Source organism: Candidatus Goldiibacteriota bacterium (assembly GCA_016937715.1).
In the GTDB taxonomy this organism is placed as follows: domain Bacteria; phylum Oederibacteriota; class PGYV01; order PGYV01; family PGYV01; genus PGYV01.
Window position 1 is genome coordinate 1 of the sequence record JAFGWA010000014.1, and the last position, 16,857, is coordinate 16,857.

Here is a 16,857-nt window from a genome sequence, read left to right on the forward strand (position 1 = left end):
AGCTCTCTAAAAATAGCAAGATTAATGGAGTGATTGTAACAACTACTAAATTATCTGATGTGGCTAAAAAATTTGCGGAGCAGTTAAATATTGAAGTGAAGGAAGGTTTCGAGTTTAAAAGATATCCGTGCATAAAGTGTAACATTTCAAAAGGCACGGGAGATAAAATTTATCACCTTCCTATGGATCAACAATATGATAAAGTTATAATTGAGCCAGAAATGGGAGAGTTTTATGCGGAAACGACTCAAGAAGCGGAAGAGCAAGGATTCAGGAGAGCGTACAAATGGAAAGGCAGTAAGTGAGGGTTAATTATTACTTCTTAAAGATTAAACGGAATGAATAAATAGTTTTTATGAAAAGTGTTTACTTGGTGAAAAATGTCAATAACACAATATTTGGATGTTAATAATAAAATAAATTATTTACCACATGTAGTTATTTTGGGCGCTGGTGCGAGTCTTGCAGCTTTTCCGGATGGTGATGCAACGGGAAAAAGATTACCTTTAATGAATAATTTAGTTGAGACTATAGGATTGAGTAAACTGCTAGAAAAAGAATCTATAAATTATTTAAATAGAAATTTTGAAGATATATATTCGGAAGTAGCAAGCAAGAAAGAAAATCACGAGTTATTAAAGTTAATGCAATCTAAAATAAAAAAATACTTTTATAATTTGAAGTTACCTAAACATGCTACTCTTTATGACAGGCTAATTCTTTCCCTTAGAAAGAAGGATATTATTGCTACTTTTAATTGGGATCCGTTACTAATGCAGGCCTATAAAAGAAATGTACACTTAAAAGAATTGCCGCAAATAGTATTCCTTCATGGTAATACATATATTGGGATATGCAGGAAAGACAAGATAAAAGGTTATGTTGGAAGTGTGTGTTTAAAGTGTGGTGCCAAGTTAAAACCATCTCAACTACTATATCCAATAAGCGACAAAAAATATACTGAAGACTTGTATATTAAGGACGAATGGAATAGATTGTCTGTTTTGATAAAAAATGCATACTTGGTGACAATTTTTGGATATAGCATTCCTAAAACAGATGTAGCTGCAAGGAAAATATTAGTTGATTCTATTAATTGCAATAAATCAAAAGAACTATTAGAAATTGAAATAATAGACATCAAAGATCATAGCGTTTTGGCAAATAATTGGAAAAAATTTAACGATAAAAAACACTATACCTTTTTTGAAAGTATAGAATATAGTTTTATTACAAATCATCCACGAAGAACCTGTGAGGCACTAGCTTTTGCAACTTTACAACAAGACCCGTTGCTGAATAGTTCATATTCAAAAACTAATGATTTAAAAGTTTTACAGGCTGAGGCAAAAGTCCTCATTCAAGATGAACTGTCGAAACGAGTTGCGTTTACACCTTTCGAGAATTGGGAGAAAGTAGATCTACCGAATTTTTAGTATTGTTAGGCCACAAATATGTATTCTATGGCTCTTTTATTTATATGAGTGATAGAGGTTTGATTCCCATTTGTTGACCGTTTCTTTTTGGGGTATAATTTATAAAGAAGAAAGGGGAAAGAAAATGAAATGCAATTTATGTGAAAAAGAAATTGAAAACTACACCAAACAGTTTCATCAGTTTGTTGTCGATGAAAAACACGTTTATGACATATGCGGAAGCTGTATTGATAAGTTTATAAAATGGCAGGGAGAAAAGTATTCTGTCCTGTTTCCGACAAGGGCTATGAAGAAAAGGTTTAAAAAAGATTGACCTGGCATTTAATCCGGATATTATAAAATGACGCGGTTTATTTTAAATATCTAAAATACAAACTAATTATTGGAGGTAAACATGCAGGATCCTAAAACGCATCTGGACAGAAATGAAACCCTGCGCAGTATAAGGGACAGAAGGAGTATACGCACGTTTGCTGACAGGCAGGTAAGCGACGATGACCTGCTGACAATTCTTCACGCTGCTCATCAGGCGCCGTCGGCCCATAATCAGCAGCCCTGGAAATTTATCGTTTTAAAAGACAGCGCGAAAAACAGCCTTGCGGCTATGGTAAGCGAGCGTTCGTCAAATTTTCCAAAGCCTTCAGCCGCGCTTTTAAGGATGGCTTCCCGCAGCATTATTAACGCTCCGGTTGTCGTGGCTGTAATGAATACCGGCGAGCTTATTGAAAGGGGAACAGAACTTTTTAAGATAGAAAAAGAAGCCGCGCATGACTTTTTCAGGATAATGGAGGTTCAAAGTTCGGCGGCAAGCGTGCAAAATATGCTGTTGGCCGCAACTTCGCTGGGGCTGGGTACAGTATGGCTTGGCGTGCTTGCCTTAATGCAGAAAGAGGTGCTTGGATTTTTGGGCGAGCCCGGAGGAGAATTTGTGGCGATTGTCCCGATAGGATATCCAATTAAACCCGGCGTTCAGCCAGCCAAACACACGCTTGATATGGTGGTAAAATATTTGTAATTTCAGGGAATAGGAAACAAAGCGCATAAAACCGGAAAACATGATTGTTAATAAAAAAGCCCCTGCCTTTTGGCAGGGGCTTTTTTATTGTGATAAGTTTATTCGTCCCAGCCGATTAAAATCCCGACCGCTATCGTTACATATCCGCCAATGATAAGAAACGGAGCCACAGCGCCCGCCCAGTTGCTGGCGTCCGGATTGACAAGCGATAAAACATAATATCCAAGCACAAGCACCACAAGCGCCACTCCTATTACATATAAGCCTGTTTTCTTTTTTGTCTTTACGTCTTTTTTAACTTCCTTGATTTCATCAGCCATTTTATCCCTCCATAACCCTATTTTGTTATCTTTTCCATCCCGCCCATGTAAGGCCTTAAGGCTTCAGGAATTATTACTTCCATGTTTTCTGTCTGGTACGCTTCAAGTATAGCGGGCAATAATCTTGATGTGGCAAGCCCGGAGCCGTTTAATGTATGCACGTGGCGGGTTTTGTTCTCTTTGTCTTTAAAACGAATCCTGGCCCTGCGTGCCTGATAATCTGTAAAACAGCTGCAGGAAGATGTTTCCCAGTAACGCGCCGCGCCTTCATGCCATACTTCAATGTCATATGTTTTAGCGGAAGAAAATGTCATGTCTCCCGTGGACAGCAGTAATATCCTGTAGTGCAGGTTAAGCTTCTGCAGAATGCTTTCTGCGTCTTTCAAAAGTTTTTCAAGTTCGTCATAGGATGATTCGGGGGTGGTGAATTTTACCAGCTCCACTTTATTAAACTGGTGCATGCGTACAATGCCTTTCATATCCTTGCCGTAGCTTCCGGCTTCTTTTCTGAAACAGGGGGTATACGCGGTATAACAGACAGGAAGGCTTTTTTCCGGAAGTATTTCGTCCCTGTGTATATTTGTCACAGGCACTTCCGCGGTAGGGGTTAAGAAGAAATCCGGGCCTGTAAGTTTAAAAGAGTCTTCTTCAAACTTGGGCAGCTGACCCGTGCCTGTCATGGATTCGCGGTTCACAAGAATAGGGGGCAATAATTCCGTATAGCCGTTTTCAACTGTCTGTGTATCAAGCATAAAGTTAATAAGCGCGCGTTCAAGCCTTGCGCCCGCGCCTTTATAAAATACGAACCTTGCGCCTGTTACCTTTACAGCGCGTTCTGAATCAAGTATGCCAAGGTGTTCCGCTATTTCCCAGTGGGGTTTTGGCTTAAAAGAAAAAGTTTTTTTCTGCCCCCATTGTGAAGTTTCCACGTTTGCCGTTTCATCCGCGCCAACAGGTACTGATTCATCAGGCATGTTGGGGATGTATAAAAGTTTAAGGGTAAGCTCCTCATCAAGTTTGGAAAGGTCCGCGTCCATTGCTTTTACTTTGTCAGAGCAGGTTTTCATTTCCGCCAGAAGGGCTGTTGCGTCTTTGCCCTCTTTTTTTAATTTTGCAATTTCCGGGTTCTTTTTATTGTTTTCTGCTTTTAGCGCTTCAACGGTGCCTATAATTTCGCGGCGCTTTAAGTCAATTGCCAGCACTTCGTCTATAGCTTCCGGTTTTACCCCTTTTTTTGCAAGGGAGGTTTTTATAGCCGCCGGGTTATCGCGTATTAATTTAATGTCAAGCATGTCACACTCCAAATATAAGTAAGATTGTTAAACAGGGTATATTATAAAGGAAAGAGGGATTTTTTCAAGAAAATAGTACGAAGAGCGGAGGGACGGAGGGACGGAGGGACGGAAGGAGGGAAGGAGGGAAGGAGGGAAGGAGGGAAGGAGGGACGGAGGGACGGACGGACGGACGGACGGAGGGAGGGACAGACAGACAGAAGGTTTTTTATACCGACCATCCGTACATCTGTGCATCCGTCCCTCTATTATTATATTTTTTCTTGACTTTCCCTGTGCCGGGAGTAACATTGTTATATTATGGCTGAAAACACAGTGCAAATATCAGAAAAACAGACAGTGGGCGAAGAGATTGCCAACAGTATAATTCACGGGATAGGCGCTTTATTAAGCATTGCCGGGCTGGTTATAATTATTGTAATTGCCGCTAAAAAAGGGGGCGCTTTAAGGATAACCACTCTTTCTATTTACGGCGCCAGCATGATAATAATGTTTCTTATGTCCACCATGTCGCACAGCCTTGTTCCGGTTAAGGCAAAAAATGTTTTTGAAATACTTGACCATTCCGCCGTATATACCCTGATAGCCGGCACATATACTCCCATATGCCTGCTTTTAACCGGCGGAGCGTGGGGGTGGACGTTTTTCGGAATAGTGTGGGGGCTTGCCATACTTGGGATTGTATTCAAAGTATTTTTTACGGGAAGATATATTAAACTGTCATCGGCAATTTATGTAATTATGGGCTGGCTTATACTGGCTGCCATTTGGCCTGTGATAAAAACAGTTCCAAAAGAGTTTCTGTTGTGGCTTTTAGCCGGCGGCCTGCTTTATACTTTTGGCGTAATATTTTATGTCTGGCGTAAGATTAAATACCACCACGCCATATGGCATATGTTTGTACTTGGCGCGGCTGTGTGCCATTTTTTTGCCCTGTTGATGTTTGTGGCATAACGGATAAAAAAGTTACAGGTTGCAGGTAACAAGTAGCGAGTAACAAGTAAAACATAAAAACTATATTTTAAATATCAGGAGGAAAGGTATGGCGATAATGGACATTTCTATTGTTCCCATAGGAACCAATAAAACATCTGTAAGCGGGTATCTGGTAAACGCGATAAAGATTCTTCAGGAAAAAGGGGCGAAATATCACATTTGCCCCATGGGTACTGTAGTTGAAGGCGAAGTAAATGAACTTTATGACTGCGCGCGTACCATGCACGAAGAAGTGTTCTGTGACATTGACGTGCAGAGGGTTGTAGTAACAATAAAGATAGATGACAGGCGGGATATTCACGCGGTTACAATGGAAAAAAAGGTAAAATCACTTAACGACAAGGTAAGGTATAAAAAATAATGGCGGTGGAAATGTGAAATATTTATTTGGGCCGGTTGCTTCAAGAAGGCTTGGTTTGTCGCTTGGTGTTGACCTGCTTGAAAAAAAACACTGCAACTTAAACTGTGTTTATTGCGAACTTGGAAGGACAGAAGGCAAATCGCTTTCAGCTGAACGCGGCCTGTTTGTTAAAACGCAGGATGTTGCCGCGGAGCTTGAAGAGTTTTTCAAAAATGGCGGAAAAGCCGATGTGGTTACGTTTTCCGGCGCAGGCGAGCCTACGCTTGCCTTAAATTTAAAAGAAATGATTCTGGCCGCCAAAAAAATATCACCCTGCAAAGTCGCTGTCCTGACAAACGGCGTGCTTTTATACATGCCGGAAGTAAGAGACGCATTAAACGAAGCTGATATAGTGGTGCCTTCGTTTGATGCGGCCACAAAAAATACTTTTTTAAAGGTTAACAGGCCTGCGGCGGGTGTGGATTTTGACTTAATGCTGCAGGGTTTGAAGGATTTTTGTGCCGGATACAAAGGCAGGATATTTTTAGAGATACTGCTTGTGGAAGGAATAAACGACAGCCTTGCGGAATTGTTTGAAATGCGTAAATTTATTAACAGCGTTGAAAACATAGAAAAAATACAGTTAAACACCGTTGCCCGCGCCGGCGCGGAAGAATACGCAAAACCCGTTGACGCGGACGCGGCAAAACGCGCCTGCCTGATACTGGGGCCAAAGGCAGAAGCGGTTTCGGGATATTCCGGCGCAAGAATTGAAGCGCAGGAAGAAGAGTTAAAGAGCATTGTATATGAAAGTGCCAGATTAAGGCCTGTATCTGCCGAAGAGGTAAGCGCTATGCTGAATGTAAACCAAAGTGAAGCGCAGGAGCTTTTATGGGAACTTGAATATGACGGGCTGGTGAATAAAACAGTCAGGGATGGTATAGAATTCTTTATTGGCAAGCATGTTTAAATTGTAAATAAACCCACGGAGAAAATAATATATGAAAACATATCCCGAATGCCTGCCGTGCCTTTTAAAGCAGGCAATACAGGCGGCGCGCCTTGTCGGAGCTGATGAAAAGAACATTATGAGGGTCGCGGCCAAAGTTGAAGAATTTCTTGAAACCGTGGATATTGATAAAAATCCTCCAAGTATCAGCCGTAATATGCACAGGCTTATAAGGGCGGAATTGAAAGATTCTGACCCGTATCTGGCGATAAAAGAGAAGTATAACCGTATTGCTATGGAAATGTATGAGAGTGTGAAGGTAAAAGTTAAAGGGTCCAATGACCCGCTTCTGGCGGCTGTAAGGGCGGCAATAGCCGGAAATGTCATAGATTTTGGAGTACAGCTTGAGTTTGACCTTGAAGCTGATTTGAATGACATAATGCGGAAAGACTTTGCCGCGTTTGATTATGAAAGTTTTAAAGAGGCATTGTCGGCGAATAGAGAGGTTTTGTATCTTGGTGATAACACGGGAGAAACCGTATTTGACAGGATACTGATAGAAGAGATAAAACGCATATACGGTACAAAGATTACTTATGCTGTGAAAGAAAGCCCCATCTTAAACGATGCGCTTCATGAAGACGCGGTTTTCGCGGGAATTGATAAAATTGCGGATGTAATTTCCTCCGGCGCTGATTCGCCCGGCATTGTCCTTGAATACGCGTCCGAAGATTTTAAAAAACGTTTTTATTCCGCGGGAATGATAATAAGCAAAGGGCAGGGTAATTTTGAATCGCTGTATGGGGAACCTGTACCGGCATTTTTTCTTTTGAAATTAAAGTGTGAAGTGATAGCAAAACATATAGGTTTACCGCTGGGCGGGATTGTACTTAAGAAGGGATGAGGGACAGAGGGACGGAAGGTCGGAGGGACAGAAGGTTTAAACCGAACATCCGTGTATTTGTCTCAGCGTCTTTTGTGTTTTAGCCGACCCTCCGACCCTCTGTATATCCGTCCCTCGTGTTTTAGATTTTTAGCTATTGATAATTATCATCCTATAAGTATAATGTTTGCCAGGGAAAGCAATAATAAAAGATGAGGTGGAATATGTTTCTGGGATTCACGGGACCTAACGCGTCAGGCAAAGGCGAGGCCATAAAATATCTTGTTGAAAGAAAAAAATTCATAGCCGCTTCGCTGTCCGATATTCTGCGTGACGAAGCCAAATTAAGGGGCAAAGAACCGGTAAGGGACAACCTTATTATTATAGGAAATGAATTAAGGAATAATGAAGGCCCCGCGGTTCTTGCCGCAAGGACAATCAAAAAAATAAAAAATTCGCCTCAGGCGGTTATTGACAGCATTAGAAATGTATATGAAATTGAGGAATTAAGAAAGAACCTTCCCGGCTTTAAATTAATAGGGATAAGCGCTGACGTAAAAACGCGTTTTGAAAGGTCGCTTAAGCGGGCACGCCCGGGTGATGCCGCCACCATTGAAGACTTTATAAAAAAAGAAGAAAAAGAAAATACCGCGGATGAAAAGGCACAGCAGCTTTCCCGGTGCTATGATCTGGCGGATATAAAAATAGATAATTCAGGAACCTTTGAACAGCTGACAGGTAAGCTGGATACAATTCTTAAAGAACTTGAATATCAGCCGTATTCACGCCCGTCGTGGGATGAGTATTTTATGAAAATGGCGTATCTTGTGGCGGAGCGTTCCACCTGCCTGCGCCACCACGTGGGTGCTGTTATTGTTAAAAATAATTATGTTGTCAGTACCGGTTATAACGGCGCGGCGGCAGGGGTTAAAGACTGCACGGAACTTGGCTGTCTTCGCGACCAGATGGGAATTGCGTCAGGAACTAGGCACGAAATCTGCCGCGCGATTCATGCGGAGCAGAATGCCATAATACAGGCCGCGCTTCATGGCGGCGGTACGCAGGGCGCCACAATTTACTGCACTCATTCGCCTTGTATTATTTGCGCAAAGATGGTTGTTAACGCCAAAATAAAAAGATTCGTGACCGCCAACCATTATCCTGATAAAAATTATCAGGATCTTTTTGCTGAAGCCGGAATTGAATTCTGCGTGGTAAAAAGGCCGGAGCTCACGATATCTGTGCTTGATTAAAATGCGCAGGGTAATAATTCTTTTTTCCCTCATAGCGGCAGCTTTTACGGCTGTTTACGCGTCTAATTTTGACTTCCTTAAGGAATTTTTAGAGGAAGGCGACACCCATGTGATATATGTCAATAAACCGGAGAAAAAGCTTTATCTGCTTTCTTCCGCGCTTGAAGTGATGCTTGTTTATGATATAGCGTCCGGTTCGGGCGGCGGCGACAAAGTATATCAGAAAGACATGTGCACTCCGGCGGGCGAGTACAGAATAACAGAAATATACACGTTAATGGAACCATGGCAGCTTGTGCTTGCGGAAGAACGGTTAAAAGACGCAGTGATGCGCAACGAAGATACAGGTGAAATTAAGCAAAAGGTAAAGCAGCTGCGGGATAATTTTAATCAGGGCAGAAATAACCTGACTTCTTTAAATAAAACATATTACAGGGCAAAAGACGGATATACACGGTATGGGACAACACAGGACCTTGGCATTAATTCTTACGGCCCGGTTTTTATGAGGCTTGATTTTCCCAACGCGAAAGATTATAAAAAGTACAGAAAGGCCGTCCGTGAAGGGCGCGTGCCGAAAAACGAAGACGGGACATACGCGGAAATTGGCGGTGGTATTGCGATACACGGAACAAATGACCCGGTATCCATAGGTCATGACGCTTCTCAGGGCTGCGTGCGGATGCGTAATTCAGATGTTATAGAGTTGTCAATGTATGTGAAAGAAGGGATGAGGGTTGTTATTAGATAGGAAGCTTGGATGCTTGGATGCTTGGATGCTTGGATGCTTGGATGCTTGGAAAAACGGAAGGTCAGACGGTTTGGTAGGCGCACCCTTTTAGGGTGCGGTTGGAGCGAGCTTGCGAGCGGAAATCCCCCCGCTGAAGCGAGTTTACGAGCGTAAGCAGGCGGGGACTGGTTTTAATAAGAACTAATTAAGCATAAAGCAGATAAGCAGAAGCGAAAAGGCAGCAGAAAGACACTTGGCAGCACGGATGCACGGAAGGTTTGGTAGACGCGGGTCTTTAGCCCGCGGCAGTTAAATAGAAGAGCAGAAAGAAAAATTGAAAGCCAGAAATAATACTAATATCGCACGGAGGAATTGAAATGGCAAAGATTGTTAAATTATCGGCAAAGGATAAAGAACTGTCGGAAAAGATTCAAACGGTTTTTGATGAAACTGAAAAAGTAATTGTTGGGCAAAAGCACATGGTGCGATGCCTTATAACAGGACTTTTATGCAGGGGCCACATATTGCTTGAAGGCGTACCCGGCCTTGCAAAGACACTTGCGGTAAAGACCCTTTCCGCGACTATTCAGGCGTCGTTTTCACGCATTCAGTTTACCCCGGATTTATTGCCTGCTGATTTAACCGGAACAAGAATTTATAACGCGAAGACAGGAGAATTTTCGGTTTCGCAGGGGCCGATATTTGCCAATATTATACTGGCTGACGAAATTAACAGGGCGCCTGCCAAAGTGCAGTCCGCGCTTTTAGAAGCCATGCAGGAAAAACAGGTAACGATAGGAGATAAGACTTTTAAACTTGAAGAACCTTTTGTGGTAATGGCCACGCAGAATCCCATAGAGACAGAAGGGACATATCCGCTGCCTGAAGCGCAGGTGGACAGATTTCTTATGAAGGCTGTTGTAGGGTATCCCACAAGGGAAGAAGAAAAAGAAATACTTACAAGGATGACCGCGGGCGAAGAGGTAAAAACCGGCAGGATATTAAAACCAAAGGATATTCTTGATATGAGGGCGTCAGTTGATTCTGTTTTTGTGGATGAAAGTATTAAGGATTATGTCACAGATATAGTATTTGCCACACGCAATCCCGAAGAACACAAACTGAAACTTTCCCACCTTATAGAATACGGCTGTTCGCCAAGGGCTTCCATAAGCCTTATCCTGTGCGCCAAAGCCCTGGCTTTTATGGATGGCAGGGGCTATGTCTCTCCGGATGACATAAAAGAGTGCGCGTATGACGTATTAAGGCACAGAATAATCCTGTCTTACGAAGCGGAAGCGGAAGAAATAAAACCTGACGATGTTATAGCGCAGATAATCAACAAAATAAAAGTACCGTAATATAAACGGTATACGGGCATACAGATGATTTCAAAAGATATCCTGAAACGAATAAAAAAAATAGAGATTACCGCGAAGCACCTTGTAAACACGGAGCTTCAGGGCGAATACCTTTCGTCGTTCAAGGGGCGCGGCATAGAATTCACAGAGGTCAGGGAGTATAATCCCGGCGATGACGTCAGGGTAATTGACTGGAATGTCACCGCCAGGATGAATATGCCCTATATCAAAACATTTATTGAAGAGCGCGAAATGCAGGTGGTCTTTGCCGCGGATTTAAGCGGCTCTTTAAATTTTGGCACCAGGCAGACCTTAAAAAGCGGGCTGATGCTTGATTTTACCGCGGCGCTTGCTTTTGCCGCGGCGATAAACAGCGACAGGGTGGGGCTTATGGGTTTTACTTCTGTTCCTGAAAAATATATTCCGCCAAAAAAGGGAAAAAAACACGTCTTAAGGATTCTGCGCGAAATTGTCTACCACGAAACAAAAAACAAAGGAACTGATATAGGCGCTGCAATTACGTACCTGGCGCACGCCTTAAAAAAGAAAAGTACGGTATTTATAGTTTCTGATTTTATTGATGAAAAAGACATATCGGAACCGCTTAAGATACTCTCGCACAGGCATGAAGTTATTGCCGCGGTACTGCGCGACCCTGCTGAATATGAAGTCCCGGATATGGGCATAGTGCCTTTTTTTGATCCGGAAACAGGGGAGACTCAGTGGGTGGATACTTCCGGCAGCGGAGGAAAAGAGAAGGCCTTAAAACTTCAGAAAGCAAAAGATGATAAATTATTCAAGCTGTTTCGGTCCACGGGGGTTGATTATATTAAACTTGAATGCGGCGGTTCTTATCTTAAGGAAATAGTCTCCTTTTTCAAAAAACGCGAAAGGAGATTAAGATGAGGTTTGAAAACGAAAATCTGTTTCTGGCAGCGGGGATAATGGCGGCTGTATTCATATTATCTCTGGTGCTTAGGATAATATTCAGGGGTAAAGTTGTCCATTCCAATATAAAAGGGATAAGCAGGGGGAAAACAACCGCGCCGTTTGTTGTGTACCTTCCGGATATCTTAAAATTAGCCGCTGTAATACTGCTTATAATAGCGCTGCTGCGGCCGCAGTCGGTGAAAAAAGAGACGGAAGAGGTAATAAAAGGCATTGATATAATCGCGGTGCTGGACGTTTCCGGAAGCATGCAGGCGGATGATTTAAAACCAAACAGGCTTGAAGCGGCAAAAAAAGTAATAAATGATTTTGTGTCGGGTTTAAAAAATGACAGGGTGGGTATGGTGGTTTTTGCCGGCAAAAGTTTCACCCAATGCCCGCTGACAAATGATTATGAAATTATCCGTACTTTTATAGAGCAGATAAATTTTGAAACGGTAAAGATAGACGGCACAGCGGTGGGCGAGGCCATATTAAACGGCGTAAACAGGCTTGAAAGTTCCGGCGCTTCCAAGGTAATGATAGTGACAACGGACGGAAGAAGCAACAGGGGAATAATGCCTGAAGAAGCGGCAAAGATTGCCGCATATAAGGGAATAAAAATATATACGATAGGAATAGGAAAAAAAGGCGGCGCGCAGGCGTATGGTTTTGATATTTACGGAAACCGCAGGCCTTATGTTGACAATTACGGCAGGCCTGTAATGTATGAAGAACCGGACGAGGAATCTTTGGGACGCGTGGCCGCTGTGACAGGCGGAAGATATTTCAGGGCAACCGATAACAATGCCCTGCAGAAAATATATGACACTATAGCGCAGCTTGAAAAACAGGAAATTAAGGTAAAAAATTATGAAAAGCACGAAGACAAGTTTTACGCGTTTTTAATAGCAGGCGTTATTTTGCTTCTTCTGGCGCTTCTGCTTGAAGCGGTTAAATTATTAAGGATTTGATTTAGAAAGTTTTTGCAGGGGGACGTGCTCCCTTGCGACCCGCAAAAATATTTTTAAGGAGTTAATTTTGAACTTAGGAAATGAGAAGGCATTATTAATTTTAATAGCTGTGGTGCCGCTGTGCGCTTACCTTGGATACAGGGTATTCAGAATACTGCGTAATATGTATGGATTTGCCGACAAAAATACGGCGGCTAATATTATGACGCCGGTAGATTACAGGCTGGCGGCGGCAAAATATGTTTTTCTTTTTGCCGCGCTGGCGCTTATAATTATTGCCCTTGCACGTCCGCAGGGAAAACCCATTCCGTTTGTTAATGAAACGTCCGGTATTGATATAATGATTGCCATGGATGTCTCTTCAAGCATGGGCGCGGTTGACATACAGCCCAACAGGATGGAAGTTGTAAAAAAAGGGCTTCGTGATTTTATAAACAGCCTTGCGGGAGACAGGGTGGGAATGATGACTTTTGCGGGCGTGGATTTTATGCAGTGCCCGCTGACGCTGGATTACGAAACTCTAAATCTAATTATAGACGGGCTTTATCCGGGAATGCTGGCAAAAGACGGCACCGCACTGGATACATCCATCCGCAGTTCTGTTGACCGCCTGCAGTCAAAGGGAGGAAAGTCCAAGATACTGATTCTTATTACTGACGGCGAAAATACTGAAGGCGGCGACCCGATAGCGGCGGCAAAGTATGCGGCTGAAAAGGGCATACGGATATACGCCGTGGGCGTGGGTACAAAAGAGGGCGGAAAAATCCCGGAAGGGCGCGACGCGTGGGGCAGGGTTTATAATAAAATATACAAAGGGCAGGAAGTAATATCCAGGCTTGATGATAAAGAACTGCGCCAGATAGCGGGAATTACCGAAGGCAGGTTTTACAGGATAACGGACGCCGGCGCGTTTAGAAAGATTAAGGATGATACGTATTTAATGGAAAAGAATAAAAGTAAAAAAGAACAGATAAAGTATGAAGAGAATTATACAATTTTTCTCCTGTGGGGGTTGATTCTGTTAATTCTTCATTACGCCCTGCCGGTAAGGATAATGCGGAGCCCAAAGAGAATAACCAATAAGATATAAAAAATAAAATAGGATATAGAACGTTATTTTTGAGTTGTAGTCTAAACTTCTTGACTTAATTTTCAACCAAATTAAAGTGAGTATTTATTTGTGCGTGTCTTGGAAGTCATTCTATTTTGTGGCTATAGCCGTTAAAATAAACTTGACAAAACGACACGGGAAAAGTTATATTATTAAAAAAATTGGAGGGTTTCAATGAAAAAATTTATCTTTGCTTTATTATTTGTTGTTTTTGTTGTTGGCATTATATTTGCTGAATACAATGTAAATGTAAAAAATGGGGATGAGGCTTACGCGAATAAGGATTATGAAATAGCTCTGGGATTTTATAAAAGAGCATACGCGGAAAAACCCAATCAGGATCTTAAAGTGTTAATTCAGGCAATTGAAAAGAAAATTGTATCAACTTCCGTTGACGAAGTTAAACCGGCGGTTAATAGTTTAACTGTATCTTCAGAACCTGCTACGAAAGTTGTTTATGTTGAGAAAGAAGAAAAAAAAGACAACACTGTTTTGGCAACGTGTGGAACGATAGCGTTAGTAGCTTTAGCTGTAATAGGAGTTCTGGTTTTAATATAAAATAGCGGTGGTAAATATCGATTGTTAAAAGTAACAGTTTGTACGTTTTGGTTCGTTTTTTTAGTGATAGAAATTATTTTATTTTTTAAAAATAGAAATAAAGCAAGATATCGCATGAATAATAAATTCATCATTTTAAGTATGATATATTCTGCCGTGGTGGCTGTTTTTATTATATATATAATTTATAACCAAAATCTTCAATTTCTATATAAAAGCACGGCTTTGAACGGTTATATTTTCAAACTTACCGGGTTAGTATTAGTTTGTTTGGGTCTGTTTATTGCCATATACACAAGATTATATATGGCCGGGAACTGGTCTCCTTCGATATTGCCAAATGGAAACCACGAATTAATAACAAAGGGACCCTATGCCTTTTTGCGGCATCCATTATATTTTGGCGTTATTATTGCATTGGCGGGGAATGCAGTAATATTTGCCGGTCACTGGATTCTAATTTTATTTGTTGCTTTCATTTTCTTGTTAATAAAAATACGCGAAGAAGAAAAATATCTTAAGGAAAAGTATGGATTGCTCTATCAGCAATATGCAAAAAAGGTAATCATATGAAAAAACAGAAATACTGCGTTTTGTTATTTATTCTTATTTTTTGTAATGTGTTAAAAGCTGATATCTCGATTGATGCTGTGAATTATTATCAGCGTTATTTAAGCCCGTTGCTGCCTTTTTCCTGTATATATCATCCTACTTGTTCGTCTTTTATGAAAGAGGCGGTTGGTAATTACGGATTTCAGGGTTTATTAATGGGTGTAAACAGGCTGCAGCGTTGTAACTTATGGGCTGATATTAGCGATCATACAGATAAGCCGGATGACCATTTAATATTTGAATATGCAGGACAAAAAGATCAGTTTGTTAATACAATTGTGCCGACTGCTATGTCTGTGTTATTACCGGGGATGGGTTTTGTTTATCACGGGAAAATATCAGAGGGTATATTTGCATTTCTTTCTACGGCTGGATTTGCGGCGCTTACTTATGAATGTATATCCAAGAAAGCTTGGGGTTCCGGCGTTGTTATGGGCAGTTTTTGCCTTTTATTTTATAGCGCAAATATATATGGGACTTTAGAAGTAAGTTCAAAAAAATAAAGTAATAATTATTGAGTTGAAATTTTTATTAGTTATAAGAAAGGCAGATAGATCAAATTTTTCATACGTGGACTTTAATAACAATAATCTAAGACGTACTGATTGTCAGTTATCATAAGATAATAAATATTACATGTTGCAAGTTATCTTAAAGTTTTATATAATTGAGGTGCAGGGGTGGGGATTTCGGAGGGGACGTTGGAATTAATCCGCGAACTGGCAAAATCGCAGGATTTTACCATTGCTGACAGGCTTAAAAATACAGAGACTTTTGACCGTTTGAATTTTATTCCGCCGTTTATAAATGACATATCTGAAGTCATAAGCGCTTTAAAAGTTGAAGAGTATTCAAAAGGCCCTGAAAATGATGATGGAGGGTATGAAGGGGAAATCTATACTTTCAGGAAAATAGTTCAGGGGATTAATGTTTATATAAAAATAAGATTTCTGGAAGATGACGGGATGACGTATATGACAGTTATTTCATTTCATAATTGATAAAGAATAAGAGGGTGCTATGAAAAAAGTATTGTGTCCGGAGTGCGGCAAACTAACTGTACCGAAAATCATAACTGCAGAGCGTGAAGTCATAATAAGGGGAGAGAAAATAACTGTTATATCGGATATGCCAAAATGTACCTGCTGCGGCAGTGAATTGCTTATGAAAAGTGAAGGCAGGGATTCGTATACGCTTGCCTATGACATCTATAGAAAAAAACACAACCTTTTAACTGCGGAGGAGATAATAACAATAAGGAAAAAGTATGAACTTAGCCCCAAACCGTTTTCCCTGCTTCTTGGCTGGGGGGAACTTACAATTTATAAGTATGAAAAAGGAGCTTTGCAGGACGATGCACATGATGAAGTCCTGAAGTTTGTTAATGATCCGGAAAACATGAAGATGATATATGATGATAAACTTAAGGACAATCTGGCAGAAGCGGACAGGGGTGAATTTGAAAAAACATTAGATAGGCTTCTTGGGCAGATAAATCCTTATGAAAAAATAATTCAGCTTAAATTCAGGTATAAACCCGATGAATTCAGCGGGAACAGGCCTTTTAGTATTGAAAAGGCGGCAAACCTTATATTAAAAATTATTAAATGTTCGGTAAAGAAAAGCCTGTTTGAAGTTCAGCTGGTAAAGTGTTTGTTTTATTCTGACTTTTTAAATTTTAAAAACAGCGGAATATCTATGACCGGCCTGCGTTACGCGCATGGCCCTTATGGGCCGGTTGTTGATGAGTATCATGACTTATTTGATTATATGGCCGCCAAGAAAATGGTTAATATGCAGGTTATACCTTTTGAAACCGGAGAAGGGCATCAGTATACGAATTTATCTGAACCCGATGAATCGGTTTTTTCTGAAAGTGAAAAGAAACTTGTGGATGAAATCTGCGTGAAACTAACTCCGCTAAGTTCCAAACAACTTTCCGAGAAAACACACAAGGAAGTTCAAGGCTGGAAAGATACAGCCAGCGGGCAGTACATTACCTATAGGTATGCGGAGAGAATTGAAAATATATAGCTGTTACTTATATACTCTATAGAGGCGCCAAGATAATGAATAAGTCAAATATAAGATTCCATAAGG

The 16,857-nt window shown here is 41.1% G+C and carries 21 protein-coding genes; 19 read left to right on the forward strand and 2 right to left on the reverse strand.

Features of this window, described 5'->3' with window-relative positions:
• The 4 genes from JXR81_01770 to JXR81_01785 all read left to right on the forward strand — a co-directional run.
• A partial coding sequence (locus JXR81_01770) for a hypothetical protein (GenBank protein ID MBN2753573.1) occupies nt 1-305 on the forward strand: 305 nt, incomplete at its 5' end.
• Nucleotides 306-380: 75 nt separating this feature from the next.
• Nucleotides 381-1,436 (forward strand): hypothetical protein, encoded by a 1,056-nt coding sequence (locus tag JXR81_01775; GenBank protein MBN2753574.1) that lies wholly within the window; start codon nt 381-383, stop codon nt 1,434-1,436.
• Nucleotides 1,437-1,560: 124 nt separating this feature from the next.
• Complete coding sequence (locus tag JXR81_01780; protein MBN2753575.1) at nt 1,561-1,749, forward strand: hypothetical protein; 189 nt, start codon at nt 1,561-1,563, stop codon at nt 1,747-1,749.
• A gap of 81 nt (nt 1,750-1,830) precedes the next feature.
• Nucleotides 1,831-2,451, forward strand: a complete 621-nt coding sequence (locus JXR81_01785; GenBank protein MBN2753576.1) for a nitroreductase family protein — start codon at nt 1,831-1,833, stop codon at nt 2,449-2,451.
• Nucleotides 2,452-2,549: 98 nt separating this feature from the next.
• Here the strand turns inward: JXR81_01785 and JXR81_01790 are convergent, their stop codons facing one another.
• Nucleotides 2,550-2,771 carry a hypothetical protein gene (locus JXR81_01790; protein MBN2753577.1) on the reverse strand — a complete coding sequence of 74 codons (222 nt, stop codon included), beginning with the start codon at nt 2,769-2,771 and terminating at the stop codon, nt 2,550-2,552.
• Nucleotides 2,772-2,788: 17 nt separating this feature from the next.
• On the reverse strand, nt 2,789-4,063 hold the full coding sequence (serS, locus tag JXR81_01795) for a serine--tRNA ligase (protein ID MBN2753578.1): 1,275 nt from the start codon (nt 4,061-4,063) through the stop codon (nt 2,789-2,791).
• 300 nt (nt 4,064-4,363) lie between these two features.
• On the opposite strand from serS, the gene JXR81_01800 reads away from it, so the two are divergent.
• From JXR81_01800 to JXR81_01870, 15 genes are all read left to right on the forward strand, one after another.
• Nucleotides 4,364-5,017, forward strand: coding sequence for a hemolysin III family protein (locus JXR81_01800; GenBank protein MBN2753579.1), 654 nt, complete (start codon nt 4,364-4,366; stop codon nt 5,015-5,017).
• Between the two features lie 88 nt (nt 5,018-5,105).
• Entirely contained in the window at nt 5,106-5,420 is a 315-nt protein-coding gene (locus JXR81_01805; protein MBN2753580.1) for an MTH1187 family thiamine-binding protein, read from the forward strand.
• A gap of 13 nt (nt 5,421-5,433) precedes the next feature.
• On the forward strand, nt 5,434-6,369 hold the full coding sequence (locus JXR81_01810) for a radical SAM protein (protein ID MBN2753581.1): 936 nt from the start codon (nt 5,434-5,436) through the stop codon (nt 6,367-6,369).
• Between the two features lie 31 nt (nt 6,370-6,400).
• The gene (locus JXR81_01815) at nt 6,401-7,252 is read left to right on the forward strand and encodes a DUF89 family protein (GenBank protein MBN2753582.1); all 852 of its coding nucleotides are present in this window, start codon (nt 6,401-6,403) and stop codon (nt 7,250-7,252) included.
• 191 nt (nt 7,253-7,443) lie between these two features.
• Nucleotides 7,444-8,484, forward strand: a complete 1,041-nt coding sequence (locus tag JXR81_01820; GenBank protein ID MBN2753583.1) for an AAA family ATPase — start codon at nt 7,444-7,446, stop codon at nt 8,482-8,484.
• Nucleotide 8,485: 1 nt separating this feature from the next.
• Nucleotides 8,486-9,235: a L,D-transpeptidase gene (locus JXR81_01825; GenBank protein ID MBN2753584.1), complete on the forward strand. Its 750-nt coding sequence runs from the start codon at nt 8,486-8,488 to the stop codon at nt 9,233-9,235.
• Between the two features lie 356 nt (nt 9,236-9,591).
• On the forward strand, nt 9,592-10,575 hold the full coding sequence (locus JXR81_01830; protein ID MBN2753585.1) for a MoxR family ATPase: 984 nt from the start codon (nt 9,592-9,594) through the stop codon (nt 10,573-10,575).
• Between the two features lie 24 nt (nt 10,576-10,599).
• A complete protein-coding gene (locus JXR81_01835) occupies nt 10,600-11,481 on the forward strand; it encodes a DUF58 domain-containing protein (protein ID MBN2753586.1) in 882 nt (293 codons plus the stop codon).
• Nucleotides 11,478-12,476, forward strand: a complete 999-nt coding sequence (locus JXR81_01840) for a VWA domain-containing protein (GenBank protein ID MBN2753587.1) — start codon at nt 11,478-11,480, stop codon at nt 12,474-12,476. Before JXR81_01835 ends, JXR81_01840 begins: the two co-directional genes overlap by 4 nt.
• 67 nt (nt 12,477-12,543) lie before the next feature.
• Nucleotides 12,544-13,566 carry a VWA domain-containing protein gene (locus JXR81_01845; protein ID MBN2753588.1) on the forward strand — a complete coding sequence of 341 codons (1,023 nt, stop codon included), beginning with the start codon at nt 12,544-12,546 and terminating at the stop codon, nt 13,564-13,566.
• Between the two features lie 195 nt (nt 13,567-13,761).
• Entirely contained in the window at nt 13,762-14,145 is a 384-nt protein-coding gene (locus JXR81_01850) for a hypothetical protein (protein MBN2753589.1), read from the forward strand.
• Between the two features lie 21 nt (nt 14,146-14,166).
• Nucleotides 14,167-14,718 (forward strand): isoprenylcysteine carboxylmethyltransferase family protein, encoded by a 552-nt coding sequence (locus JXR81_01855; protein ID MBN2753590.1) that lies wholly within the window; start codon nt 14,167-14,169, stop codon nt 14,716-14,718.
• A complete protein-coding gene (locus JXR81_01860; protein ID MBN2753591.1) occupies nt 14,715-15,260 on the forward strand; it encodes a membrane protein insertion efficiency factor YidD in 546 nt (181 codons plus the stop codon). Before JXR81_01855 ends, JXR81_01860 begins: the two co-directional genes overlap by 4 nt.
• A 198-nt stretch (nt 15,261-15,458) precedes the next feature.
• Nucleotides 15,459-15,758 carry a hypothetical protein gene (locus JXR81_01865; GenBank protein MBN2753592.1) on the forward strand — a complete coding sequence of 100 codons (300 nt, stop codon included), beginning with the start codon at nt 15,459-15,461 and terminating at the stop codon, nt 15,756-15,758.
• 19 nt (nt 15,759-15,777) lie between these two features.
• On the forward strand, nt 15,778-16,791 hold the full coding sequence (locus tag JXR81_01870; protein ID MBN2753593.1) for a DUF4065 domain-containing protein: 1,014 nt from the start codon (nt 15,778-15,780) through the stop codon (nt 16,789-16,791).
• Nucleotides 16,792-16,857: the final 66 nt, after the last annotated feature.